This window comes from Novosphingobium fluoreni, assembly GCF_014196615.1.
Lineage (GTDB): Bacteria > Pseudomonadota > Alphaproteobacteria > Sphingomonadales > Sphingomonadaceae > Novosphingobium > Novosphingobium fluoreni.
This window is the reverse complement of record NZ_JACIDY010000003.1, coordinates 61993-87564: the sequence shown is the minus strand read 5'-3', so window position 1 is coordinate 87564 and position 25572 is coordinate 61993. Positions and strand designations below refer to the sequence as shown.

The following is a 25572-nucleotide window of genomic DNA, read 5'->3' as shown; positions in this document are numbered from 1 at the left end:
GCGCGTCAGAGCGGCGCGCAGGGGGTTATCGATGTTGTCTGTCCTGAGAGTCGCCGCGATCGCCGGGGGCGTTGTCGCTCTCGCCGCGTGTGGCTCGGGGTCGACCAACGGATCGCGTGACTATATCCGCGCGGTGGGCTCCTCCACCGTCTATCCATTCGCCACGGCAGTCGCGGAGCAGTTCGCCCGCACCGGCTTCAAATCCCCCGTGATCGAGGCGACCGGCACGGGCGCGGGCATGAAGCAGTTCTGCGAAGGCGTGGGCTATGCCCACCCCGATGTCGAGAACGCCTCTCGCCGGATCAAGAAGACCGAATTCGAGCTGTGCCGCAAGAACGGCGTGAAGCAGCTGATCGAGATACAAGTCGGGATCGACGGCATCGCCTTTGCCGAATCCACCCGCGGGCCGGGCATGAAGCTGACGCCGGTGGACGTCTATAAGGCGATCGCCGCCAGGCCCTTCGGCCAGAAAAATCGCTATGCCTCCTGGCGGCAGGTGAACCCCGCACTGCCGGACATGCCGATCATGGTCTATGGTCCGCCCTCCACCTCGGGCACGCGCGATGCGCTGGCGGAGCTGATCCTGGAAGCGGGCTGCAAGACCGATCCGGCGATCAAGGCGCTGAAGGACAAGGACGAAAAGAAGTACAAGGCGATCTGCACCCAGGTGCGCGAGGATGGCGGCTATGTGGATGCGGGTGAGAACGACAACCTGATCGTCCAGAAGATTTCGCAGAACCCACGCGCGATCGGCGTGTTCGGATACTCGTTCCTGGAAGAGAACCCGGATAGCCTGCGCGGCATCCCGATGTCCGGCGTGATACCCACGTACCAGACCATTTCCGACTTCTCGTACCCCGGCGCACGGCCGCTCTACATCTACGTCAAGCAGTCGCACTTGCGCCCGATCAAGGGCTTGCGCGCCTATCTGGCGGAATGGCCGAAGGTGTGGGGCCCCGATGGCGTGCTGCAGAAAAAGGGCATGGTGATCGCCCCGGCCGACGTTCGCGCCAGGAACGCAGCGATCGTGGCCGACCTGACCCCGCTCGACCCGGCAGGTCTCAAGTGATCGCTTCGGTCATCTTTCCCGCCGTGCTGGCGCTGGGCCTGATCGGCTGGTTCAGCACACGGGCGCGGGCCAAGCTGCTCTACTCCGGGCGTGGTTCGATGCATTCGATGCCGGGCTATCACGCGTGGCACCTCGCCTTGTGGATCGTGCTGCCCGCGCTGCTGGTGTGGGGCCTGTGGTCTGCGGTTTCGCCGGTGATTGTGGATCACACCGTGCTGTCAGAGCCTGTCGCCGCGCAGATCCCGTCCGATCCCGTGCAGCGCGCGGCGATCCTGTCCGAAGCGCGCAATATCGCGGAAGATCCCGGCTTCATCGGATTCTACGACGAATCCCCCACGCTCGCGCCGGCGATGAAGGCCGCGCAGGATCACTATGGCCTGATCGGCGCGATCCTGGTGGCGGTGGCCGCGCTGGCGGGCGGGGGCTATGCCTTCACGCGAGTACGCAGCGGCTACCCAGCCCGCACCCGGGTCGAACGCTTGGTCATGCTGGCGCTGCTGGGCGCATCGCTGCTGGCGATCCTGACCACCCTGGGCATCGTCGCCAGCCTGGTGTTCGAGGCGGCGCGCTTCTTCAAGGACGTATCGCCCATCGCCTTTCTGACCGGCACCCACTGGGCCCCGGCAAATGCGGTGGGCGATGATCTGAACGCCAATTTCGGCGCGGTGCCGCTGTTCTGGGGCACGCTCTATATCGGCGCTTTCATCGCCATGCTGGTGGCGATCCCGCTGGGCTTGATGAGCGCGATCTACCTGACGCAATACGCCGATCGGCGCGCGCGCAAGGTGCTCAAGCCCGTGCTGGAGATCCTGGCGGGCATCCCCACCGTGGTTTACGGCTACTTCGCCGCGCTGACCGTGGCGCCCGCGATCCGCGATTTCGCCGCGGCGCTGGGCTATCAGAACCCCTCGACCGAAAGCGCGCTGGCCGCCGGCCTGGTGATGGGCGTGATGATCATCCCGTTCGTCTCCTCCATGGCGGACGATGCGATCGCCGCCGTGCCGCGCGCCATGGCCGACGGCTCGCTGGCGATGGGCGCCACTAGGTCCGAGACGATCAAGAAGGTGCTGCTGCCCGCCGCCTTGCCCGGCATCGTCGCAGGCGTGATGCTCGCCGTCAGCCGCGCGATCGGCGAGACGATGATCGTGGTCATGGCCGCCGGTGCCACCGCGCGCCTCACCGCCGATCCCTTCGCTTCAATGACGACGGTGACCTACCAGATCGTCCAGCTGCTGACGGGCGACCAGGAGTTCAACAGCCCCAAGACGCTATCCGCCTTTGCGCTGGGGCTGGTTCTGTTCGTCGTGACGCTGATCCTCAACATCATCGCCCTACGCGTGGTGAAGCGCTTCCGGGAGGCCTATGAGTAATACCTGGAAATCGGACGCGATGACCCGGCGGATCGCGGCGCGCAACGCGTCGGAGCGGCGCTTTCGCCTGCTGGGCCTGAGCGCGATCGTCCTTTCGCTGCTGTTCCTGGCGCTGCTGCTGTTCATCATGCTGCGCAACGGCCTGGCGGGCCTGGACTGGTCGTTCCTCAGCGGCTCTGACTCCACCGACGCCAGCGCGGCGGGCATCTGGGGCGCGGCCAAGGGATCGTTCCTGACGATGGTGGTCACCCTGGTGCTGTCGTTCCCGATGGGCGTGCTGGCCGCGATCTATCTGGAGGAGTTCGCCCCGCGAAACCGCTGGGTCGACTGGGTAGAGGTTTCGATCAACAACCTGGCCGCCGTGCCCTCCATCATCTTCGGCCTGCTGGGCCTGGCCGTATTCATCAACATGGCGGGCATGGCGCGCTCCTCGCCTCTGGTGGGCGGGTTGACGCTGGCGCTGATGACGATGCCGGTGATCGTGATCTCTGGCCGCAACGCGATCAAGGCGGTGCCGCCCTCCATCCGTACTGCCGCGATGGGAGTGGGCGCATCGCCGGTGCAGGTGGTGTTCCACCACGTCCTGCCGCTTGCGCTGCCTGGCATTCTGACCGGCACGATCATCGGCATGGCCCGCGCGCTGGGAGAGACCGCGCCGCTGCTGATGATCGGCATGCGCGCCTTCGTCGCCACGCCGCCCGGCGGGATCAACGATCCGTCCAGCGTGCTGCCGATGCAGATATTCCTGTGGTCCGACGAGATCGACCGCGGCTTCGTGCAGAACACCAGTGCCGCGATCATCGTGCTGCTGGTGTTCCTGCTCGCCATGAATGGCCTGGCCATTTACCTTCGCAACAAGTTCGAAGTCCGCTGGTAGGATATGACCCAGACCAAACTCCCCCAAACCAAGCTGACGGCTCGCAACGTCGACGTCTTCTACGGCGACAACAAGGCGATCGACGACGTTTCGATCGATATCGGCAATGGCGTCGTCACCGCGTTCATCGGCCCCTCGGGCTGCGGCAAGTCCACGTTCCTGCGCAGCCTGAACCGCATGAACGACACCATCGCGGGCGCGCGTGTCACCGGCCAGATCCTGCTGGACGGCGAGGATATCTACGATCGCGAGATGGACCCGGTCGCCCTGCGCGCCCGTGTCGGCATGGTGTTCCAGAAGCCCAATCCGTTCCCCAAGTCGATCTATGAGAACGTGGCCTATGGCCCGCGCATCCACGGCCTGGCGCAGAAGAAGGCCGACATGGACGGCATCGTCGAAAAGGCGCTGACCCGCGCCGGCTTGTGGAACGAGGTGAAGGATCGGCTGACCGATGCCGGCACCGCGCTTTCGGGTGGCCAGCAGCAGCGCCTGTGCATCGCCCGCGCCATCGCGGTCAGCCCCGAAGTGATCCTGATGGACGAGCCGTGCTCCGCGCTGGACCCGATCGCCACCGCGCGGATCGAGGAGCTGATCGAGGATCTGAAAAGCCGCTACGCCATCGTCATCGTCACCCACTCGATGCAGCAGGCCGCGCGCGTCTCGCAGAAAACCGCGTTTTTCCACCTCGGCCGAATGGTCGAGTATGGAGACACCCATCAGATCTTCACCAATCCCCGCGAGGAACGGACGAAGGACTACATCACCGGCCGGTACGGCTGAGAGGAACTGCCATGGTCGATCATACCGTCAAGAGCTTCGACAGCGAGATCAGCCAGCTGCGCGGGCTCGTGGCCGAGATGGGCGGACTTGCCGAAGTGGCGATCCACGACGCCATCGACGCCCTGGTGCGCCATGACGAGGACCTTGCCGAGCGCGTCGTCGCCGCCGATGCCCGGCTGGATGCGCTGGAGGCCGAGGTGGATCGCCTCGCCATCCGCACCATCGCCTTGCGCGCACCGATGGCGAACGACCTGCGCGATGTGATCGCGGCGCTGAAGATTTCGGGCGTGCTGGAACGCATCGGCGATTACGCCAAGAACATCGCCAAGCGCGTGAACGACATGGAAGGCCGCTCCAAGGTGGAGCCGCTGACGCTGGTGCCCGCCATGGCCGATATCGCGCAAGGCATGGTGCGTGATGTGCTGAACGCATATGGTTCGCGCGATGCGATGCTGGCGGTCGAAGTGATCCGCCGGGACGAGAAGCTGGACCAGTTCTACAACACGCTGTTCCGCTCGCTGCTGACGCACATGATGGAAAATCCGGCCACGATCACCAGCGCCGCACAGCTGCTGTTCGTCGCTCGCAATCTCGAACGCATCGGCGATCACGCAACCAATGTCGCCGAAATGGTCTACTACGCCGCGACGGGTGAATACTGCTCGGAACGGGACGCCAGGGAAGAAACGCCATGAACCCGTCCGTACTCGTCGTCGAAGATGATCGCGCCTTGTGCGATCTGCTCAGCTGGAATCTCTCTGCCGAAGGTTATGACGTGCGCTCCACCGGCGATGGCGAGGAAGCCCTCGTCATGGTGCGCGAACAGATGCCGGACGCCATCATCCTGGACTGGATGATCGAGCAGGTGCCCGGCATCGAGGTCTGCCGCCAGCTGCGCAAGGACCGCGAAACCGCGCGCATCCCCATCGTCATGCTCACCGCGCGCGGCGAAGAGGAAGACCGCATTCGCGGCCTCAAGACCGGCGCGGACGATTACGTGACCAAGCCGTTCTCCCCGCGTGAGCTGATGGCCCGCGTCGAAGCGCTGCTGCGCCGCTCGCGCCCCTCGCTCGCGGGCGACAGCCTGGTGTTCGGCGATCTCGAGCTGGACCCCACAAGCCACCGCGTCCGCCGCGATGGCGAGGCGCTGCACTTGGGCCCCACCGAGTTCAAGATGCTGCGCTATTTCATGGAACGCCCCAACCGCGTCCTCTCGCGCCAGCAGATCCTGGACGGCGTATGGGGCATGGACTCCGACATCGACGAGCGCACCGTGGATGTCCACATTCGCCGCCTACGCAAAGCCATCAACCGCGACAACGACGTCGACCCCATCCGCACCGTCCGCGCGGCGGGCTATGCGATGGACATGAGCTGAGGGGTTTGGGGGGCGCGGCTTTTGGCTGACGCGTCGTCCCGGACTTGATCCGGGGCCCGCTTACTTTCCCCGTTTGAAAGAAGAAGCGGGGCCCCGGGTCAAGCCCGGGGCGACGATATTGAGAGGTGGTCGTTAAGCCGCCAGGCCCCGCCCGCTGCCTTGCAGCGCCAGGGAGATCGCGGCTTCGAACTGGTCGGTCGCGCGGTCCCAGGAGTAGCGGGAGCCCAGGCTGGCCGCGGCGCCCCGTTCCAGGGCCAGGGCACCGTCGATGGCGTGGGCAAGGTCTTCGTGCAGGACTCCTGCGGGTTGGGGCAGGACCTGTTCCACACCGCGTCCGTCGGGGCCCAGGATGTCGATCGGGCCGCTGACCGGGAAGCCCGCCACCGGCACGCCGCAGGCCAGCGCCTCGATCACGACGAGGCCGAACGTGTCGGTGCGGCTGGGAAAGACGAAGCAGTCCGCCGCGCGGTAAGCGCTCGCCAGCGCCTCGCCGGACAGGGAGCCCAGGAACAGCACGTCGGGATACTTGCGCCGCAAGGCTGCCAGCGCCGGTCCATCGCCGACGACGACCTTGTTCGCGCCGGGGATGGACAGATCGAGGAAAGCCTCCAGGTTCTTTTCCGCCGCCATGCGCCCGACGTTGAGCAGGACCGGCCCCGACCGCGTCTGGCGCAGCGCGCTCATCTGCGGATGGCGAGGGCCTTCGGGGCGGAACTGGCTGTCATCGATGCCCCGGCTCCACGGCATGGTGGGGCCGATGCCGCGCTGCGCCAGTTCATCCGCCAGGCTGCGGGTGGAGACGAGCACCGCGCTGCTGGGGGCATGGAAGCGGCGCATGATCGGCCAGAATCGGTCTGCGCTGATGCCGGTGCGCACCGCCGCATACTCGGGAAAGCGGGTGTGGAACGCGGAAGTGAACGGCACCCCGCGCGATAGGCACCAGCCGCGCGCCGCCCAGCCGATCGGCCCTTCGGTGGCGATATGCACCAGGTCGGGCCGCATCGAGTCCAGCATCCGCCGCACGCCGAAGCGCGGGGCCATGGCGAGGCGGATCGAGGCATAGCCCGGCATCGGCATGGTCAGGAACCGGTCCGGCGCGATCACCTCCACCGCGTGGCTGCGCGCGCGCAGCAAGCCGATGGTGGTGGACAGCGAGCGGACGACGCCGTTGACTTGCGGCAGCCAGGCGTCGGTCGCGATGGCGAGGTTCATGCCGCGCTTTCGATCTCGTGGGCTTCGACGTCGATGCGGGCGGAAGCTTCGGCGGCCTTTTCGCTCGCCCAGTCGACGATGGACATCGCGCCTTGCGCATCCTCGACCAGGGCGGTGCAGCTTTCCACCCAGTCTCCGTCGTTGTAATAAGTGATGCCGCCGAACTGGCGGATTTCGGCGCAGTGAATGTGGCCGCAGACCACCCCGTCCAGCCCGCGAGAGATCGCCTCGTTCGCCACGGCCTCCTCATAGCTGGAGACGAAGGCGACCGCGTTCTTCACCTTTTTCTTCATATAGGCGGAGAGGGACCAGTACGGCATCTTCATCCGCCGCCGCACCGCGTTGAACACGATGTTGGCGCGCAGCAGCAGGCCGTAAGCCTGGTCCCCCAGGAAGGCGAGCCAGCGGGCGTAGAGCACCACGCCATCGAAGGCATCGCCGTGGGTGATCAGCAGCCTGCGGCCATCGGCGGTTTCGTGAACCGCTTCCAGCGCCAGTTCGACGCCGCCAAAGCTCATGCCCGCATAGTCGCGCAGCATCTCGTCATGGTTGCCCGCGATCAGCACCACGCGGGTGCCGCGATGCGCCATCTTCAGCACGCGGCGGACCACTTCGTTGTGCGCGTCGGGCCAGTACCAGCCTTTGCGCAGCCGCCAGCCGTCCACGATGTCACCCACCAGGTAGAGCGTCTGGCATTCGAACGATCGCAGGAAATCCACCAGCATCTCGGCATTGCAGCCGCGCGTGCCGAGGTGGACGTCCGAGATCCAGACCGTGCGGTACTTGCGCTTGGGGCGGAAGCCCTTGGGATCGGGCAGATCGAGCCAGTCAGGGATCTTGCCTTGCAAGCCAGCGGAACGTGGCCCCGGCGTGATGGCGGGGGCGAAACGGGCGAGAAGGCTGTCGTCGCGGGTTTGCACTTCGGTGCTCTCCTTGGCTGCGGCTGCCTTGCCGTAGCGCGCGGGGGTGGCGCGGCTGTGACGTTTCCCGGTCATTTCGATGACACCTGCCATGGCAAGCCGGCGGCGGGGCCGGTCACGAAGCGATTGCCGCGCCGGTTTCACGCAAGCGTCGCCGATATGTCACCCCCCCGTCACAATGGCGCGCCAGAAGCGGGCACGGGCAAATGAGGGGACCCATGCAGCGCATCGATATTCTGCTGACGGGCGACCTTGCCGGCGGCTTCGCGCCTTTTCGTCACGGCGATCTGGAGCTGGTCCTCCACCGGTGGTCCAGCGTGGGGCAACTACCGCTGATCGAGGGCGCGCTATGGGCGTTCGTCGATTGGGTGCTGCCCGAGATGTCGGGGCTGGAACTGGTCCGCCGTTTGCGCTGCGATCCTGCCACGGCGACCGCGCACATCACCATCGTGCTGGAGGAAGACGACCAGGACGATCGCAAGCGGGCGCTACGCACCAGCGCGGACGATTACATGGTCGGCCCGCTGACGCGCACCGCGCTGCTCGATCGGGTGCTGGCGACCCACGTGGTGGAGCCGGTCGAAGCGAACGGGCGCAAGGTCTCGCTGGGGGACCTGACGATCGACATCTCCGCGTTCCAGGCGCGCTGGCACGGCAAGGCGATCTCGCTGATGCCCAATGAATTTCGCCTGTTGCGCTACTTCATCGAACATCCCGGCCGCGTCTTCACCCGTGCGCAACTGATCAGCGCGCTGGGCAAGCAGGAGCCGCCGATCGACGAGCGCACGGTCGACGTGTGGATCGGCCGATTGCGGCGCGCGCTGAAGGCGGCGGGCGCGGGCAATCCGCTGCGCACCGTGCGCTCGCTGGGGTATGTCTTCGACGAGATCTGAGCCGCGCAAGGGCGGGCTAGTTTCCTTTGTAGAGCTGAATCGAGATACCCAACGGCGGCGCCTGCGTGTCTCGACTTCGATCGATACGAGCGGGTCAGGGGCCGTGCGACTTTTCTTGACATGAATAACCATATAGGTTATACGCCTCACCCGTCGGATCGATCGGAAGATTGACCGACACGGCGGGTGCGGGTGAACGAAGGCCTCGTTCTACACTCCCCGCATCATGCGGCCGGTGCTCAAGACGGGCGCCTGCACCGCGATGTGAGACTTTGACCCGCCGGCACTAGCGTCGGAAATGGGGCTGGCGGGCTTTTGCGAGCTTTTCCCGTCGGTCGTCTTGCACATTGAAAGCCGAGCGTGTGGTCCTGCTTTCGCGTTCCCCCACTCGCCGGTCGCACGATGGAATGCCGAGCCAAGCCTGTCGCGCCAGGCCAGCGCCGGCCACAACGTCCGCCGTCTGCCCGATATCCCCAGGCGTTATCCCGCGTTCGCCAGCGGGCAATCCATCGTGTCCGGTCTAAAAAAGAGACCCGATCGCGCGAGGCGATCGGGTCTGCAGGTGCTGTTTGAAGGCGCGGGGATCGGCCTTCAGGGTGAACTTGATTTCTAGAACGTGATGCCCGCCGAAAGCGCGAACACACGCCCCACGTCGTAGGAGTTGATCTGGATGCGGTTGGTGCCGTTGTCCTGATACTCCTGGTGGCGCGTGCGCAGCAGGTTGCGGGCTTCGAACTTCAGCTCCACTTCCTTGCCTGCGACCTGGACGCCTTCGCGCAGGACCACGTCCAGCTGGACGCCCGGCTTCTCGATCACGTCGGGCAGCGGCTCGGTGCCGTTGAGGCCACGGCTGACCACGCGGTTGCTGGCGAAGCTGAGCAGGATCGTCTGCTGTGACAGGCGCTCGGTGTTCTCAAGCCCAAGCTGCAGATTGACCAAGTGGTCCGACTGCCCGGTCAACGGCGCGCCGTTGCGGAAGAAGTCGGTCGCCGAAGTGGCCGCCGCCTGCGGATAGATGGCGACGGAATCCGCCGCGTTCACCTTCAGCTTGGAGTGCGAATAGGTGTAGTTCGCGATCACCACACCGCGGCGGTTGCCGAACCAGCCGTCTTCGGCTCCCAGGTCGAAGTACTTCTGCAGTTCCAGTTCGGCGCCGTAGAGCTGGGCCTCGGGTGCGTTGGCGTAGCTGGTCACCAGATCGTCGGCGAGGACGAAGACGTAGCTTTCGATTGGGTTCTTGATCTTCTTGTAGAAGCCCGAAACCGACAGGCGCTGGTCGGTGGCGAAGTACCACTCGACGCGGGCCTCGCCGTTATACAGCTGGCTGTCGGTCAGCAGCGGGTTGCCCAGGTACTGGCGGTTGCTGTCCGGATCGAAGAAGGGTTGATAGATCAACTCGCGGAATTGCGGGCGGGCGATCGTCTTCGAGGCGCTGAGGCGAACCTGCACGTCGGGCTGGACCTGATAGGTCAGTGTCGCGGCGGGCAGCCAGTACTGCTTGCGCAGCGCCGGTGAATCCGGAAGCGCAGTGGGCGTTGCGTAAACCTGCACCGCCTCCACCGACTGGCGCGCCTTTTCGAAGCGCACGCCGGCATCCAGACTAAGGTCGTCCGTCACCTGCCAGTTCACCTTGGCGTAACCGGCATAGTTGCGCAGCTTGGCGCGGAACGCCGGGCTGCCCGTGTCGGTTTCGATCAGGTTGATGCCACCGACCGGCGTCGCCAGCGGACGGCCCGCGCTGTCGGTCGTCACGCCGTTGATCAGGCCGGGCGAGAGCAGCAGATCAGGCCGCAGCACGGCGGCGGCGGCGGGGAAGTTGTTCGAAGCGCGGAAGGTGAATTCACGCCGCGAACTGGTACGCGCGGTATCGCTATAGACGCCGCCCACGGTGGCGGTCAGTTCCGGTGTCACCTTGTAAGAGATGTCGATCCCGCCGGACCACAGGTTCTCGTTCAGGTCCGAGAAAGCGACTTGCGCTTCGCCGCTGTTGCCGTTGAGGTTGTTGACGAAGAAGTTGCCGAACGGGTCGGACGCCACGTTGGTGCGCACATATTCGAAGCCGAATTCGTAAGGCGCTTCACGCTGCGAATTGGCGTAGCCACCGCGCAGGTCGATCGAAAGTTCAGAAGTCGGCTTCAGCTCGGCCACGAACTGAGTGTCGATCAGCTGGCGTTCGTACCAGGCGGTGTCCTGCTGGTTGTAGTCCGCGGTGACGCTGTTGACGAAGCGTTTGCCCAGGCCAAGCCGCGTCTGCTTCACCGTGTCGCGGATGTAGAGGTTGGTCCAGCGGATCTTGTTGTTGCCGAATTCCGCCCCCAACCCGATCAGGCCGTTGGCGATCATGTGGTTGTCGGTGTTGACGCGGCGGAAGTCGGTGTTGAGCGACAAGTCCGAGCTGTTGGTGGTCTGCTGCGTGACTTCGCGGTTCTGCCACTTGTTGCTGAAACCGGCAGCCGCGATCACGCCGATGCGGCCATCGCCGATATCGAACGACGTGCCGCCTGTCAGCGAGACGGAATAGCCCGGTGGCAAGTCACGCACGCGCTGTGCGGTCGCCTTGCTGAAACGCACCAGATCGCTGCCGATGGTGCGGCCCAGTGCCTGGTCGGAGTTCACCAGTGCGCCGCTCTTGAAGTAGTCCTTCAGCGAATTGGGCAGGTCGCGGCTGCCATTGTCGAAACCGGTCCAGTCGGACTTGGAGCCGTAATAGCTGTAGCCGGTCTGCCCGGTGGTTTCGGTATCGACGTTGCCGCCGCCCGAGATCGTCAGGAACGGCTCTTCGGGAACGGCCTTGGTGGTGAGGTTGATCACACCGCCGCCGAACTCGCCCGGGTAGTTCACCGAGTAGCTCTTCTGAACAAGCGACGAGGCGATCACGCCGGTGGGGAAGATATCCAGCGGCACCACGCGGCGCAGCGGCTCGGGGCTGGGAAGGGGGGACCCGTTCAGCAGCGCGAGCGAATAGCGATCGCCCAGGCCGCGCACATAGACCAGGCCATTGCCCACGACCGAGAGACCGGTGACGCGGCCCAGGGCGCCGGCGATGTCGCCTTCGCCGGTCCGCGCGATCTCTTCGGCGGACAGGACGGAGATGACCTGGTTGGATGCCTTCACGACATTGCGCGAGCGGCGTCCGGTCACAACGATGTCACCACCCGGAACCGAGATTTCGGGGCCAGTCTGCTCAGCGTCCGCCTGTTCGGCGTCGGCAGCGGCGGTGTTGCCCTCACCAGCGTCACCCTGATCCACGCCGTCCACCGGCGCGTCCGTGGTGGGCTTGCCCAGATCCGGGCCGCTCGGCGGCTGCTGCGGCCCCGAACTCGGGTCGCTTTGGGCCCAGGCCAGCGAAGGCGATACGAGCGCGGAGGTAACGATAAGTGCCCCCACCAGTCGCGACGTCAGTGACATCGACTTTTCCCCTAGATGCAAATGCAAGGACGGGGGCAGCCACGATGGCCGCCCCCGCTTTGAGTCAGGCGGTCCCGGCTCAGGTCGTGGGCAAGGAGGTACAATTGCCCGAGTTGCCGGTGCCGAAATTGGCGAACGTGCTGTTGCAGGTCCAACCGGCGTACCAGGTGTCCGAAGCGTTGCGCACCGCGCCGATCCACGTCGTCGTGTCGAAGAACGCGGAGATCGTCTTTGGATCGGTGGCCTGCTTGCCGGTCTCGTTGGTGCCGTTGGTGTAGCCGTTCAGCGTGCTGGTGAAGCCGTCGTCATTGTTACGGCCAGTCACGTTGAAGAAGCCCGATACCTGCGAGGCGGAGTACGCGCCGGTGCCGATGAACTTCGTGGCGTTGCAGGTCATCACCACCGAGTAGGCATTGAGCGTTGCGGGCGTGGAGCCCGAGCCGTTCATGCGGATGCACTCGTTGTTGGGCGTGGCGATGATGCCGTTGATCAGCGTCGTGTCAGAGTTGCCACGGAAGAGGCTGGCGGCCTGATCGTTGCTCTCGTTGTTGCTGCTGGTCTGCTTCTGGATCGCGGTGAAGTTCGCCACGTTCAGCTTGGTGCGCGGGGTATCACCCTCGTTGCCGTTCGAGTCGATCTCGAACAAGGCGTCACCCAGGCCATCGCGCTGGATCATCAGCGCGTACTGTACGTTCATCTGCGCGCCGGTGTCGACGTCGAGGCTGTCATCGTCAGCGCCGATCGAGACGTAGTACTTCATGTTCGGGCTGCCGCCGAACCACTCGGTGCCATCGTCGGAACTGTTGAAGCTCATGATGTGGTCCAGCGTGGTGCCGGTGCCGACGCCTTCGCCGGTCAGCGATTGCAGCTCGATGTTGTTGCTCAGGATGAAGCCCGAGTAGCGGATCTGGACGTAGCTCATGCGGCCGGCGCTATAGGCGTTGTCGGTGCCGCCGAAGCGTGCCGGGTTGGTCGAACCCTCCGTCTGGCGCTCGCAATTGCCCGAAGCGGTGGTGCCGGTGGTGCAATCGGTCACTGGAGCGCGGCCCATCAGGACGACGCCGCCCCACAGACCTTGCGAAGTGTCGGTGGTCTGGCCCAGCAGGTTGTCGCGGCTGGTGAAGATGATCGGCTGCGAAGCGGTGCCCACGGCGTTGATCTTGTTGCCGCGGTTTACGCCCAGCCAGGTGGCGCCGGGAGCCGCGATCACGATCACGCCGGGATCGATCGTCAGCGTGACGTTGGTGTCGGCCGTCAGGTTGGCCGAGGGGCAGCCGACGGTCGAGGTGGCGAAGGGCGAACCGCTGGTAGGCGCGGCGAAGCCGCCATCACAGCCGACATCGACGCGGCCATCAAGCTGGTAGACCAGACCGGCCTGCTTGGTCAGCGTGATCGAACGATCGATCACGGCGGGGATCGTGCAGACGCGGTAGCTGCCGGTCGGACCCGAAAGAACGCCTGCGTCCTTCAGCTGCGTGGAGGCCGAGATGCCGGGGCAGCCCGAAGCAGCGACGACGCCGGTCGGCGTCGGCGTCGGGGTGGGCGAGGGAGAAGGCGTCGGAGCAGGATTGTTGACGACGACGTTGCCGCCGGTGCCGGGCGAAGCGATGTCGCTAGGGCCGCAGCCGGCGAGGGCGAGCGCGCTGCAGCCAACCAGCAGCAGGCCTGAAACTTTCTTCACGGTGTATCCCCCTTGGTGGACGAACACGGGGCGATTCCGCCGCCGCTGGAACGGCGTGTTAGGCGCGGCAAATGACGTTTTGTTGGCGGTGAGATGACACTTTTGTGTAAGTTGCTGACGATCACATGACAGCGGCGTGATAAACGCCCAAAGTCCCAATCGACTCCCTTGAAAGCAACCGCGATCACAGGTCGATTGCAGTTTTATGACACTTGCGTCATTTTGTTGATGAGAGCCCTGGAAAGGCAGAAGCTGGCTCCGTCACAAAGAAAACGAACGGGAGACTTGCCATGTCACTGACCGCCATCATCATCTCTGCCGCACTGGCCCAAGGCGCGCCAGCCGCGATTGAAGCCGGCATGTCGGACGTTGCTTATGCTGAATTGTCGGCCGGGCAATCGGACGCTGCGGTGCGCAAGCTGGAGGGCGAGGCGAATACTTCGGATCCGGCGCTGCTGATCAATCTGGGCACGGCTTATGCGCGCCAGGGTTCGACCGATAAGGCGCTGGCCGCATTCCGCGCCGCGATTTCCAGCCCGGACCGTTATGACCTGGAACTGTCTGACGGCAGCTGGATGGATTCGCGCGAAGCCGCTCGCGCCGCCTTGGCAAAGCTGCAGCGTACCAGCGCCCAGGCCGCTCGCTGATCGCTTGGCGCTGTATCTCGTTCGGGGCAGGTGCCCCGGGCGAAGCCATCGTGGTTTGCGTGAAGTGAGGGAACGCGGTTAAGCCCGGCGCGCCGCCACCCCTACGTATTTCAGTCACAGAGTTGTCATTATAAACGCGGTATCTGCGCATCCATGGAGGGCGCGGTGATTCGATACTCGCACATGATGACGCAGAAATTTTCCCGATCCGGCAAGGGTTTGGCGGCGGTTCTTGCCGCGCTCGTCCCAACGCTGGCGCAGGCGCAAACCGTGGCTGTGCGCGATCCTGCTGGCAGCGGTCCGATCGTTGCGGCGCTGGGCTGGATGCAGGGCACGCTTCTTGGTAATGTGGCAACCGCGGTGGCCGTGATGGCCGTGGCTGCGGTGGGCTTCATGATGCTGACGGGCCGGATGAACTGGCGTTTCGGGGCGACCGTGATCATCGGTTGCTTCGTGCTGTTCGGCGCGGGCGCGATCGTTTCCGGCATCCAGGGCGCCGCGATGGGGCCGGGAGCCGGCTGATGGCGGCCCAAGGCTCTCTGGCCCGCTACACCGTCCATCGCGCGCTGACCCGGCCGCAGATGTTCGCGGGCGTAACCTACAGCTACTTCATCATCAACGCTGCGGTGACCACGGAAGTGTTCCTGATCACCAAGAGCTTCTGGGCGCTGCCCGCCGCCCTCGCCATGCACGGCGTCGGCTATATCGCCTGCCTGCGCGAGCCGCGGGTGTTCGACTTGTGGATCGCCAAAGTCAGCAAGTGCCCGCGCGTGCCCAACTGGGCGCGCTGGGGCTGCAACAGCTACGCGCCGTAAGGCGGGGGAATTACCGATGGCAAAGCCGAAACTTCCGCAGATCAAGACCCAGCTTTCGGGTTGGGGCAAGAAGGAAGCCATGGTGGGGGATCGTCTGCCCTATCTGGCGCTGGTGGACGAAAACGTCGTGCTGCTGCGCGATGGTTCGGTGATGCTGTCGCTGATGGTGCCCGGCTTTGCGTTCGAAACCGCCGACACCGATGAACTGAACGCCCACGCCGCCACGCGCGAAGTGCTGCTGCGCTCATCGCTGGATGCGCGCTTCGTGCTGTATCATCACGTGATCCGCCGCCGGGTGGAAATCGAGCTGGAGAGCCAGTTCTCCGATCCGCTGACCGCGCATATCGATGCGCGCTGGCGTGAGCGGACCAGTTCTGGGGCGCTGTTCGTCAACGACCAATTCGTGACGCTGGTGCGCCGTCCCGCGCGCGGCAAGGCGGGCTGGGCCGACAAGCTCTCGCGCATGATGAAGCGCTCCGGCGCTGGTCCGGTCGAGGCCGATGTCGCCGATGTGCGGGCGCTGCGTGCCGCGGCCAGCGCGATGACGGCTTCGCTGGGCGCGTACGGGGCCCGGCTGCTGGGCGATTATGACAGCCCCGCCGGTCGCTGCTCGGAAGTCCTCGAACTGCTCAGCGCGCTCTACAACGGTGAGATGCGGCCCGTGCGTCGTCCCGCCAATGAGGCGGACATCGGCCACATGCTGCCCTATCGCCGCGTCAACTTCGGCATGGATGCGCTGGAACTGCGCGGGGCGAACGGCGTCAGCTTCGGCTCGCTGGTCAGTCTCAAAGATTATCCGGACTCCACCGCCCCCGGCCTTACCGATCCGCTGCTGCGCCTGCCGTGCGAGATGGTGCTGACGGAAACCTACGCCCCGTCCGACCGCCAGATCGCCCGCGAGCGTATCGACCTTGCCATCCGCCGCCTCAAGTCCGCAGACGAGGAAGCCATGGCCGAGCGGCGCGAGATGTCGAGCGCCCGCGATGCACTGGGCACGGGTGCGGTGGGCTTTGGCGATCATCACTTGTCGGTGCTGGTGCGTGCGCCCAACCTCGATGTGCTGGACGAGGCGACCGCGCTGTGCGCCGCCGCCCTGGCCGATGCCGGAGCCGTCGCCGTGCGCGAGGACGTCAACCTGGAACCCGCGTTCTGGGGGCAGATGCCGGGCAACGAGGGCTTCCTGGTGCGCCGTGCGCTGATCTCCAGCGCCAACATGGCTTGCTTTGGCTCGCTGCACGGTTTCGCCATGGGGCAGGCCAGCGGCAACCACTGGGGCGAAGCGGTGACGCTGCTTGCCACCACCAGCCAGACGCCGTTCTTCTTCAACTTCCACCAAGGTGACCTGGGCAATTTCACCGTGATCGGCCCCTCGGGCTCGGGCAAGACGGTGGTGATGAACTTTCTGGCGGCGCAGGCGCAGAAGTACGATCCGCGCACCATCCTGTTCGACAAGGATCGCGGGGCGGAAGTGTTCATTCGCGGCATCGGCGGCACTTACAGCCGCATCGCCTCTGGCCATCCGACCGGCTTCAACCCGCTGTCGCTGCCCGACACCGCCACCAACCGCGCCTTCCTGCGTGATTGGCTGGGCGTGCTGCTGGAGGCGCGCGGGCCGGAGGAGCTCAGCACCATCGCCGCCGCCGTCGACGCGGCGTACCACAACGATCCCTCGCTGCGGCGCTTGTCGCACTTCCGCGAATTGCTGGCCGGTTCGCGCCGTCCCGAGCCCGGTGACCTGGCCTCGCGCCTGGATGCCTGGCTGGTCGGCGGTGAGCATGGCTGGCTGTTCGACAACGCGACCGACCGCCTCGATCTGTCTGCCAAGAAGCTGGGCTTCGACATGACCGCGCTGCTGGAAAGCCCACGCCTGCGCACGCCGACGATGATGTACCTGTTCCACCGGATCGAGGAACGTCTTGACGGGGAACCGACGATGATCCTGATCGACGAGGGCTGGAAAGCGCTCGACGACGAGGTATTCGCCGCCCGCATCCGCGACTGGTTGAAGACGCTGCGCAAGCGCAACGCGCTGGTGGGTTTCGCCACCCAGTCGGCGCGCGACGCGCTGGACAGCCGCATCGCCACGGCGCTGGTCGAGCAGACCGCGACGATGCTGTTCATGCCCAACGCCCGCGCCCGGGCGGAGGACTATTGCGACGGCTTTGGCCTGTCAGAGCATGAGCTGGACGTGATCCGCACACTGCCCGCGCATTCGCGCTGCTTCCTGATCCGCCAGTCGGACGCCTCCGTGGTGGTCCGCCTCGACCTTTCGGGCATGCCGGAAGTGCTGACCGTCCTTTCGGGCCGTGAAAGCACCGTGCGCAAGCTGGATACCTTGCGTGAGCGCTATGGCGACGCGCCGGAGAACTGGTACCCGCTGCTGACCGGCATGGAATGGCCGGCGGACGGCGATGAGCCCGCGCTCTGGACCGAGGCGGCCGAGTAGGATGGCCAGCTCCTGCGATCAACTGACCGAAGTCGCCTCGGCGGGCGTCGGCCCGGCGCTGCGGGCGGTGGACTGCATGGCGGGCGAGATGACCGCCGCCACCTTCGGCCGCCTGTTCGGCGCCAGCGGGGCGATGGCTCCGGTGCTGACGATCCTGCTGACGCTCTACATCGCCTTCTTCGCCTTTTCGCTGCTGACCGGACGATCCAGCCTGGGCATCTCGGCGCTGACGCCGCGGATGTTGACGCTGGGCCTGGTGCTGACATTCGCCACCAGCTGGATCGCCTATCAGGGCGTGATGTGGAACCTGGCAGTGGCCGGGCCGGACTGGATTGCCTCGGTCCTCACCGGATCGAGCGGATCGGCTACGCAGATCTTCGGCGATCGCATCGACCTGGTGTTCGGGGCAATCACCGAAACCGCCGGGCACGGGCAGGGTAGCGCAGCGGCTCAGGCCGGTGCTCAGGCTGCCGCCACCGCAGGCGCCTCGGGCCTGTTCACGCCCGAAAGCGTGATGTGGATGGGCGGCTTGCTGCTGATGCTGGGCACCGTGGGCGTGCTGCTGACGGCGCGCATCGCGCTGGCGCTGCTGATGGCGCTGGGCCCGATCTTCGTGGTGATGGCGCTGTTCTCCGGAACGCGTGGGCTGACTGCGGGCTGGCTGCGCGGCGTTGCGTTGACGGCGCTGACTCCGTTGTTCGTCGTGCTGGGTGGCAGCATCACGCTGGAACTGCTGGTGCCGGTGGTGCGCGCGCTGTCTTCCAACCTGGTCGATATCGACGGACGGGCGGCAATGGCGCTGTTCCTGGTCGCGGCGGTGCATTGCGCGCTGATGACGATGATGCTGAAGGTGGCGGGCACGATCGCTTCGGGCTGGCAGGTCTTCGGACTCGGCCGCAGCGAGCGGGAAGACCGCGCCGAAAGCCGCGCGATTGCCGCGATGTCAGTTCCGGCGATGCAATCCGCGGGCACCTCGATCGCCCAGACGTCTTCGCCGCGCCGCGCCGCATTGGCTGCTGCCGTCGGTAACCCGGTAGAGATGCAGCAACAGACGGGGGAGGGCGGCCGCTCGGGCGAGAGACGCACCGTCATCACCCAAGTGAGTGGCGGCGGGCTCGAACCGATAGGGGGCGGCGCCTCCGCCTCACGCGCGAAGGGCATCGGCAGTCGCTTTCGCGCTTCGAACGATACCGCACGCGGCAACACGGCCCGTCCGGCAAAGGAGATGATACGATGATCCGCGGCCTGCTTCTTGCCGCTCCGCTGGCCCTTGCCGCTGCCCTGGCGCAGCCCGCCATGGCCGACGAGCGTCTGGTCCAGCATCCCTATGCGCCCAACGAAGTGGTTCGGATCGATGGCCGCCCCGGCGTCCAGGCCACGATCACGTTCGGCGAAGGCGAGGCGATCGAGAATGTCGCCGTGGGCGATAGCGCATCGTGGCAGATCACGCCCAACAAGCGCGCCGACGTGCTGTTCGTAAAGCCGCTGGAGGCCGCCGCGCGTACCAACATGACGGTCGTTACCGATCGCCACACGTACTTCTTCGATCTGGTCGCCTCGCCCAAGGCCAAGCCGGTCTATCTGCTGCGCTTCACCTACAAGGACGCGCCCAAGAAAGCGGAGCCGATGGTGGCCGCACTGACACCTGCCGAGCAATCGGTGCTGGGCGGCACGGTGGAGACGCCGGTCGATCCCGCCGCGCTGAACTTCGCGTTCCGCACCAAAGGCGATGCCCGCATCCTGCCCGCGCGCATGTATGACGATGGCAACGCCACCTATCTGCTGTGGGGCGAAAAGGCCGAAGTGCCCGCGATCCTGATCCAGAACGCCAAGGGAGAAGTGGGGCCGGTCAACTACTCGGTGCGCGGTCGCACGATCGTGGTGGAGGACGTGCCGCACGTTATCCTGCTGCGCTCCGGCAAGTCGCAGGCTACGATCGAGAACCAGCGTCCCGCCGCCCCTGCAGCGGGCACGCCATCCTCCGCGCCGAATGCCGGAGCCGCAACGCCGCCCGCCAGCCTTGCGCCCGCGTCCGCCGTGGTGGCCGCTGCCACCCCCGCTGCCTCGCCGATCCGGGAGAACTGATCCATGGCTCCGAATTCCGCCCTGCGTGAGCGCTTCAACAAAGACGACGCCCGCGATCCGCGCGAAAGCGGCGGTGCGCAGGTCATCGACCTGGCTACCCGCAATGTCCTGCCCACCGTCAGCCAGCGCAAGAAGGGCGATGGCCTGGGTCTTGCCGCCGGTGTCGCGATCGTGGCGCTGCTGGGCGGTGTGACCTTGTGGTCGATGGACGCGGCGCGCAACGCCAAGCCGGAAGAAACCGTCGCCGCGCCCGTCGCCACGGCCCCCGTCGTCCCTGCCGCCGCGATCACGCCCGTGCCGCAGCCGACGATCGTTTCGCCCAGCGTAGCCCCGGCACCGCTGGCCGCTCCGGCTCCGCAGGCTGTCCTGTCTGCCCAACCGGGCGTGATGAGCAGTCCGCAGGGCAACCCGGCGGCCAGCCCGACCGTGGTCTTCGACGCGGCAGGCGCGCCGGCGCAGGCCGTTGCCGACGGCAAGATCGACTTCAAGGGCGGCACCGCCAACGACGAATTCGCCTCCCGCCTCGGCGCGATGGGCGGGGGCAGCGCGTCCGCCAAGCGCAGCTTCGATCCCGCCACCACGGTGACGCAGGGCACGCTGATCCCGGCCGTGCTGGAAACCGCGATCGACACCGACGTGCCGGGTTTCGTGCGCGCCATCGTCAGCACCGACGTGAAGAGCTTCGACGGGCGGACCGTGCTGGTCCCACGCTCGTCGCGCCTGATCGGCCAGTACAAGAGCGGCCTCTCCGCAGGGCAAAAGCGCGCCTATGTCATCTGGACGCGTTTGATCCGGCCCGATGGCGTGTCGGCGGACCTTGGCTCCCCCGCGATCGCGTTCGGGGGTGAGACGGGCCTGGCGGGCAAGGTCAACAGCCACTTCTTCGAGCGGTTCGGCTCGGCGATGCTGCTTTCGGTGCTGGGCGGCTTGCCCAACCTGATCGGCAGCAACTCGTCGGTCGTCGTCGGCGGCGGCAGCACGGCTGCGTCCACCGCCGTGCAGCAGGGCGGGCAGGTCGGTCCTACCGTCCGGGTGCGGCAGGGCGAACCGATCCGCGTCTTCACCGCCAAGGATCTGGACTTTTCGAAGGTCAAGTGATCAGCATGGTCGCCGATGTCCACACTCTGCCCGCCCGCGCGTCCCTCGATATCAGGAGCGCCGAAGCCGTGACCTCTGCCGGTACGTCGTCGCGCAGCGTCTATCTGGACGCGTACCTCGCGCCGCTGCGCCCCTGGTTGGAGCGTGAGACGGTGACGGAAATCCTGGTCAATCGGCCGAGTGAGATCTGGGTGGAGGACGCGGCGGCAGGCGGCATGAGCCGGATCGAGCTGCCGGCGATGGACAATCAGTTGCTCCAGCGCCTGGCCGAGCAGGTCGCCCGGATCAGCCACCAGGGCATCAACCGCGAACACCCGCTGCTATCCGCCACCTTGCCCGCGATTTCGGGGCAGACGGGGGCGCGTATTCAATTGGTCGGTCCACCGGCCACCCGCAGCAACTGGGCCATGGCGATTCGTCGGCACCGGCTGCTGGAGCTGCCGCTGGACGCCTACGATCGCGGGCCGATCACGCTGCCGCCCGAAACGCCTGCGCCCGACCCGTTGGCGCAGCCGATCGCCTTCCTGCGCGATGCCATTCGCCGCCGCCGCACGATCCTGATCTCGGGCGGTACGTCCACCGGCAAGACCACTTTCCTCAACGCGATGCTGACCGAAATTCCCGAGCATGAGCGGGTGGTGCTGGTGGAGGATACCGCCGAGCTGCGCCTGCCCGGTGCCAATGGCGTCGGGCTGATCGCGGTGAAGGGGGAACTGGGCGAAGCCAAGGTTTCGGCCAACGATCTGCTGCAGGCCGCGCTGCGCCTGCGCCCCGATCGTATCGTGCTGGGTGAGTTGCGCGGTACCGAGACAGTCAGCTTCCTGCGGGCGATCAACACCGGCCACCCAGGCTCGTTCTCCACCGTTCACGCCAATTCGCCGCGCGGCGCGCTGGAGCAGATCGCGCTGATGAGCATGCAGACCGGCATCGGCCTTACTCGCAGCGAGACGCTGGAATATGCCGCCAGCGTGATCGACATCGTCGTCCAGCTGGACCGGCAGGACGGCAAACGCGGCATCTCCACTATCGCGGAGAGCCGCGCCCTCGTCGGTTAGTTGTCTCAACTAGGCACGCGATCAGGCGGGGACCGGGCTGGCGACTTCGCCCTCCATGCCCAGCCATTCCGCCAAGTGGCGCAAGTCCTTGGCGCCGGAGTTGTTGAAAAGGGCTTGGACCGGCTCATCCAGCGAAAGCACCAGCTTCCCATCGGCCCGGCGCAGGGCCGTCTGGCGGAGCGCTTTCTCGGCGCATCCGGTCAGGCGGCGGCAGAGCCGGGTGGCAAGGCCCCAACCCACGGCAGTGCGCAAGTCCTCCGGGCCGGCAAGCCGCGCGAAAGTCGCGGGAACGTCGGTCAGGCCGGAATTGGCGAAAACGGTCATCGCCATCATCGCTCGGCCCCGGGCGTTCAGGCCTACCCAGCGCTTGCGCAGCGCCCAGGTCATGGCTTCTTCCGCCCGCAAGTTGGGTTCGGTGCGCATCGCCGCGAGCGCGAGCATGGTAGAGGCCAGGCGCAAGTCCTCATCCTCGGGCGCGGCCCGGCAGACATCCCGCGTCCAGTCCGCGATCTTAATGGCATGTGCGGGATCGACGGCGGCGGAACGCGCGAAGCCCGCGACGCCGGCTAGCATCGGGTTCTGCCGGCGCGTCGCCTCGTCCAGGCGGGCAAATACCAGGCCTTCGCGCAGGCCCCACGACGAAAATATGATCCGCGAGGGCGCGATCCGCTCCACCAACTGGCCCAGCAGCGCCGCCGCATCGGGCAGGCTGGCAAGGCGCGACGTGGAAATGCGCGGATCGGCCTTTTCAGGCTTGCTCTTCTCAAACTGGCGGCAGATGCGCAGGGCGACATCGGGCATCAGTTCGAAATCGTGCGGATCGTCCAACGGCCAATCGAGATCGTGCATCGCCTGCAACGCCAGCGCCCGCCACGAACCGCCGACGATATAGAGCGGGTGGCCGGTCACTGCGGAAAAGTCAGCCTTGGCCAGTCCATCGCGCACGAGACCGGCAAAGCGCACCGCACCGCCCGCGCGCAGTTCCGGTAGGCGCAAGGTGCCGAAAGGCAGGGTTATCCCGCCCGGTCGGACATCGCCGTCAATGGCGACCAGTTCCAGGCTACCACCGCCCAGATCGCCCACGATACCCTTCGCACCGGGAAATGCGGCGATCACGCCCGTGGCGCTGGCGCGCGCTTCTTCTTCGCCGGTCAGCAGCCGTGGGGAAAGGCCCAGGCGGCGCACGGCTTCCAAAAAGTCCGGACCGTTAGCGGCATCACGACTGGCGGCGGTGGCCACGCAATCGACATCGTCGATGCCCAGCATTTCCAGCATGGCGGAAAAGCGGGCCAGCGCGGCCAGCGCGGTCTGCATCGACTTGGCAGACAGCAGCCCGTTCTTGCCCAGATCCTTGCCGAGCTTGGCGCTGACCTTTTCGTTCAGGATCACCACGGGTGCGCGAAGTGGACCGTTATAGACCACAAGCCGCACCGTGTTGGAGCCGATATCAATGATCGCGCGCTTGACGCTCGCGTTTTCGCCCAGTGGGCTTGTGCCGGTCATGATCGTTTTAGCGTTTCGTCTCAGCCCCGGTTCCGGAGCCTCGCTATCATATGTTGCCGCGCCGAAGCGACAGCTTCGGCACCTTTCGTCCACTGGCAAGTGAAGCGCCACGCCCGGAAATCGAAGGATTGGTCATGAAGTAGCTGTGCAGGTTGAACGCCTCGTCCTCATCCTCTCCCACCTTGGCGCGATGATAGTCGCCATCCGCCTCCAGGAACCAGCTTTGTTCGGTGTCCAGCAGATTGGCGAGCATAACCTGGCCCAGCACCTGATCGTGGACGGTCTTGTTGCGCAGCGGCAGCAGCAGTTCCACGCGGCGATCGAGGTTGCGGCTCATGCCGTCAGCTGAGGTGATGAAGACCCGCGCCTTGCGACTGGGCAGTTCGCTGCCGTTGGCGAAGGCCCAGATCCGGGCGTGTTCCAGGAAGCGACCGATGATCGATTTGACAGTGATATTCTCACTCAGCCCCTCGATCCCCGGGCGCAGGCAGCAGATGCCGCGGATGACCAGCAGAATCTCCACGCCCGCGCTGCTGGCGGCGTAGAGCCGGTCGATCAGATCGGGATCGGTCAGAGAATTCATCTTGGCCCAGATCGTCGCAGGCTTGCCGGCCTGCGCGTTGGCGATCTCTGCATCGATGCACTGGTACAGCGTGGGCCGCAGGCTGATGGGTGAGATCGATAGCAGCTCGGTGTGCTTGGGCTCGATATAGCCGGTGATGAAATTGAACAGCTTGCCCACGTCACGGCCCGCCTCGGGCGCGGCGGTGAAGTACGACAAGTCGGTGTAGATGCGCGCCGTCACCGGGTGATAGTTGCCGGTGCCGAAGTGGCAGTAAGTGCGATAGCCATCGCCTTCGCGGCGCACCACCATCGAAACCTTGGCGTGGGTCTTCCAGTCGACGAAACCATAGATCACCTGCACGCCGGCGCGTTCCAGCTGGCTGGCCCAGAGCAGGTTCTGCTCCTCATCGAAGCGGGCCTTCAGCTCGACCACGGCGGTGACGGACTTGCCCGCCTCGGCCGCAGCGATCAGCGCGGCGATGATCGCGGACTGCTTGCCCGCGCGATAGAGCGTCTGCTTGATCGCGATCACATCAGGATCACGCGCGGCTTGCTTCAGGAAATCGATCACCACTTCGAAGCTTTCGAAGGGGTGCTGGATAACGATGCCCTTTTCGCGGATCGCGGCAAAGCAATCGCCGTCATGCTCCAGGATACGCTCCGGGTAACGCGGAGAATATGGCTCAAACTTCAGCTCAGGCCGGTCTTCCTCGACGATGCCGGAGAGGCCCGCCATGCCGATCAGCCCCCCGGTCTTGATGATCAGCGCCTTGTCCAGGCCCAGCTGCGCCCGCAGCAGTTCTTCGGCGGCCGGATTGAACCGACCCTGCAGCTGCAGGACGATGACCATGCCACGTCGCCGCCGCTGGATCGCGGTGCGGTAATATCGAACCAGATCCTCTGCATCTTCCTCGATCTCTATGTCGCTGTCACGCAGGACGCGGAACACGCCGTGGCCGTTGACCTTGAAGCCCGGGAAAATCTCTTCCGCGTGGCGGCAGATCAGGTCCTCGATCGACATGTAGATCGCATCAGGCCCCGGTATCCGCACGAAGCGGGGCAGGGCCTGGGGGATCAGGATCATCTCCATCACCGCGGTATTGTCCGCGGCGCGGGTGAGCGAGAACATCACGCCGATGCCGGTGTTGGCGACAAAGGGGAAGGGGTGCGCAGGGTCGATCGCCTGTGGGGTGATCACCGGCATGATGTGGCCCAGGAAATAGTCTTTCAGCCAGCGGTCGTTGGCGGCGCTCACGCGCTCTTCGCCGACGACGCGGATGCCGCATTCGGCCAGTTCGTCCTTCAAGGACCGCCAGATGGCCTGTTGGGTCGCCTCGATTTCGAGGATGCGTTCGTGGACGGCGGACAGCTGCTGCGTGGGCGTCATCCCGTCGATCGAGATCTCATCGATCGAGCGGCGGATCTGGCCGGCCAGCCCGGCGACGCGCACCGTCATGAATTCATCGAGGTTGCTGCCCGAGATGGACAGGAAGCGCAGCCGCTCCAGCAACGGATAATGTGGGTTCTCCGCCTCGGCCAGAACGCGCTGATTGAAGGTAAGCCAGCTCAATTCGCGGTTGAAGAACCGGGCCGGGGACTGCGTGATATCGGGCTCAGAGGCGGGGGTGATGGCGGCCATGGTGGCAACCGGGTTCGACGTTTCGCGCGCTTCGAGCATGGGTTTCCGTATCAGCCAGACGTCAGCAGGTTATTGAATATCAAACATGGCACGTCAAAGCGCGCAACCTCTTGTCATAAAATGCCTGGCGAC

22 protein-coding genes are annotated in these 25572 nt (G+C 65.7%); 16 read left to right on the top strand and 6 right to left on the bottom strand.

Annotated elements, in window-relative coordinates; translation table 11 throughout:
- Positions 1-31: 31 nt before the first annotated feature.
- Genes GGR39_RS07560 through phoB form a run of 6 tightly spaced genes read left to right on the top strand, consistent with a single transcriptional unit; the run spans position 32 to position 5474 of the window.
- Positions 32-1069 carry a substrate-binding domain-containing protein gene (locus GGR39_RS07560; protein WP_183616585.1) on the top strand — a complete coding sequence of 346 codons (1038 nt, stop codon included), beginning with the start codon at positions 32-34 and terminating at the stop codon, positions 1067-1069.
- Positions 1066-2439 (top strand): phosphate ABC transporter permease subunit PstC, encoded by a 1374-nt coding sequence (gene pstC, locus GGR39_RS07555; RefSeq protein WP_183616584.1) that lies wholly within the window; start codon positions 1066-1068, stop codon positions 2437-2439. Before GGR39_RS07560 ends, pstC begins: the two co-directional genes overlap by 4 nt.
- Positions 2432-3316 (top strand): phosphate ABC transporter permease PstA, encoded by an 885-nt coding sequence (pstA, locus tag GGR39_RS07550; RefSeq protein WP_183616583.1) that lies wholly within the window; start codon positions 2432-2434, stop codon positions 3314-3316. Before pstC ends, pstA begins: the two co-directional genes overlap by 8 nt.
- Before the next feature lie 3 nt (positions 3317-3319).
- On the top strand, positions 3320-4096 hold the full coding sequence (gene pstB / locus GGR39_RS07545; protein WP_183616582.1) for a phosphate ABC transporter ATP-binding protein PstB: 777 nt from the start codon (positions 3320-3322) through the stop codon (positions 4094-4096).
- A gap of 11 nt (positions 4097-4107) precedes the next feature.
- Positions 4108-4791 (top strand): phosphate signaling complex protein PhoU, encoded by a 684-nt coding sequence (gene phoU, locus GGR39_RS07540; RefSeq protein ID WP_058736896.1) that lies wholly within the window; start codon positions 4108-4110, stop codon positions 4789-4791.
- Positions 4788-5474, top strand: a complete 687-nt coding sequence (gene phoB, locus GGR39_RS07535) for a phosphate regulon transcriptional regulator PhoB (RefSeq protein ID WP_058736895.1) — start codon at positions 4788-4790, stop codon at positions 5472-5474. The genes phoU and phoB overlap by 4 nt, the downstream gene beginning before the upstream one ends.
- A gap of 132 nt (positions 5475-5606) precedes the next feature.
- Here phoB and GGR39_RS07530 read toward each other — a convergent pair whose 3' ends face one another.
- Both GGR39_RS07530 and GGR39_RS07525 read right to left on the bottom strand, forming a co-directional pair.
- Positions 5607-6686 (bottom strand): glycosyltransferase family 4 protein, encoded by a 1080-nt coding sequence (locus GGR39_RS07530; protein ID WP_183616581.1) that lies wholly within the window; start codon positions 6684-6686, stop codon positions 5607-5609.
- The gene (locus GGR39_RS07525; RefSeq protein WP_425490594.1) at positions 6683-7606 is read right to left on the bottom strand and encodes a UDP-2,3-diacylglucosamine diphosphatase; all 924 of its coding nucleotides are present in this window, start codon (positions 7604-7606) and stop codon (positions 6683-6685) included. The genes GGR39_RS07530 and GGR39_RS07525 overlap by 4 nt, the downstream gene beginning before the upstream one ends.
- A 218-nt stretch (positions 7607-7824) precedes the next feature.
- Here GGR39_RS07525 and GGR39_RS07520 point away from each other — a divergent pair, with 218 nt between their 5' ends.
- Positions 7825-8499, top strand: coding sequence for a response regulator transcription factor (locus GGR39_RS07520; protein ID WP_183616579.1), 675 nt, complete (start codon positions 7825-7827; stop codon positions 8497-8499).
- Between the two features lie 298 nt (positions 8500-8797).
- A complete protein-coding gene (locus tag GGR39_RS07515) occupies positions 8798-9112 on the top strand; it encodes a hypothetical protein (protein WP_183616578.1) in 315 nt (104 codons plus the stop codon).
- Here the strand turns inward: GGR39_RS07515 and GGR39_RS07510 are convergent.
- Together GGR39_RS07510 and GGR39_RS07505 are read right to left on the bottom strand one after the other, a co-directional pair.
- Complete coding sequence (locus GGR39_RS07510) at positions 9109-11907, bottom strand: TonB-dependent receptor domain-containing protein (RefSeq protein ID WP_183616577.1); 2799 nt, start codon at positions 11905-11907, stop codon at positions 9109-9111. The genes GGR39_RS07515 and GGR39_RS07510 overlap by 4 nt on opposite strands.
- Before the next feature lie 79 nt (positions 11908-11986).
- On the bottom strand, positions 11987-13588 hold the full coding sequence (locus GGR39_RS07505; protein WP_183616576.1) for a hypothetical protein: 1602 nt from the start codon (positions 13586-13588) through the stop codon (positions 11987-11989).
- A 290-nt stretch (positions 13589-13878) separates the two neighbouring features.
- On the opposite strand from GGR39_RS07505, the gene GGR39_RS07500 reads away from it, so the two are divergent.
- From GGR39_RS07500 to GGR39_RS07465, 8 genes are all read left to right on the top strand, one after another.
- Positions 13879-14235: a hypothetical protein gene (locus GGR39_RS07500; RefSeq protein ID WP_343055819.1), complete on the top strand. Its 357-nt coding sequence runs from the start codon at positions 13879-13881 to the stop codon at positions 14233-14235.
- A gap of 186 nt (positions 14236-14421) precedes the next feature.
- Positions 14422-14757 (top strand): TrbC/VirB2 family protein, encoded by a 336-nt coding sequence (locus GGR39_RS07495; protein ID WP_058736975.1) that lies wholly within the window; start codon positions 14422-14424, stop codon positions 14755-14757.
- Entirely contained in the window at positions 14757-15050 is a 294-nt protein-coding gene (locus GGR39_RS07490; protein ID WP_058736888.1) for a VirB3 family type IV secretion system protein, read from the top strand. Before GGR39_RS07495 ends, GGR39_RS07490 begins: the two co-directional genes overlap by 1 nt.
- Positions 15051-15066: 16 nt before the next feature.
- Positions 15067-17496 carry a VirB4 family type IV secretion/conjugal transfer ATPase gene (locus GGR39_RS07485; protein ID WP_183616575.1) on the top strand — a complete coding sequence of 810 codons (2430 nt, stop codon included), beginning with the start codon at positions 15067-15069 and terminating at the stop codon, positions 17494-17496.
- A 1-nt stretch (position 17497) separates the two neighbouring features.
- Positions 17498-18733, top strand: a complete 1236-nt coding sequence (locus tag GGR39_RS07480) for a TrbL/VirB6 family protein (RefSeq protein ID WP_183616574.1) — start codon at positions 17498-17500, stop codon at positions 18731-18733.
- Positions 18730-19581, top strand: coding sequence for a TrbG/VirB9 family P-type conjugative transfer protein (locus GGR39_RS07475; protein ID WP_183616573.1), 852 nt, complete (start codon positions 18730-18732; stop codon positions 19579-19581). The genes GGR39_RS07480 and GGR39_RS07475 overlap by 4 nt, the downstream gene beginning before the upstream one ends.
- A 3-nt stretch (positions 19582-19584) precedes the next feature.
- Complete coding sequence (locus GGR39_RS07470) at positions 19585-20679, top strand: TrbI/VirB10 family protein (protein WP_183616572.1); 1095 nt, start codon at positions 19585-19587, stop codon at positions 20677-20679.
- A 5-nt stretch (positions 20680-20684) separates the two neighbouring features.
- Positions 20685-21734 carry an ATPase, T2SS/T4P/T4SS family gene (locus GGR39_RS07465; RefSeq protein WP_183616845.1) on the top strand — a complete coding sequence of 350 codons (1050 nt, stop codon included), beginning with the start codon at positions 20685-20687 and terminating at the stop codon, positions 21732-21734.
- A gap of 21 nt (positions 21735-21755) precedes the next feature.
- Here the strand turns inward: GGR39_RS07465 and GGR39_RS07460 are convergent, their stop codons facing one another.
- Both GGR39_RS07460 and GGR39_RS07455 read right to left on the bottom strand, forming a co-directional pair.
- Positions 21756-23237 (bottom strand): Ppx/GppA phosphatase family protein, encoded by a 1482-nt coding sequence (locus GGR39_RS07460; protein ID WP_183616571.1) that lies wholly within the window; start codon positions 23235-23237, stop codon positions 21756-21758.
- A 46-nt stretch (positions 23238-23283) separates the two neighbouring features.
- Entirely contained in the window at positions 23284-25440 is a 2157-nt protein-coding gene (locus GGR39_RS07455) for an RNA degradosome polyphosphate kinase (RefSeq protein ID WP_183616844.1), read from the bottom strand.
- Positions 25441-25572: the final 132 nt, after the last annotated feature.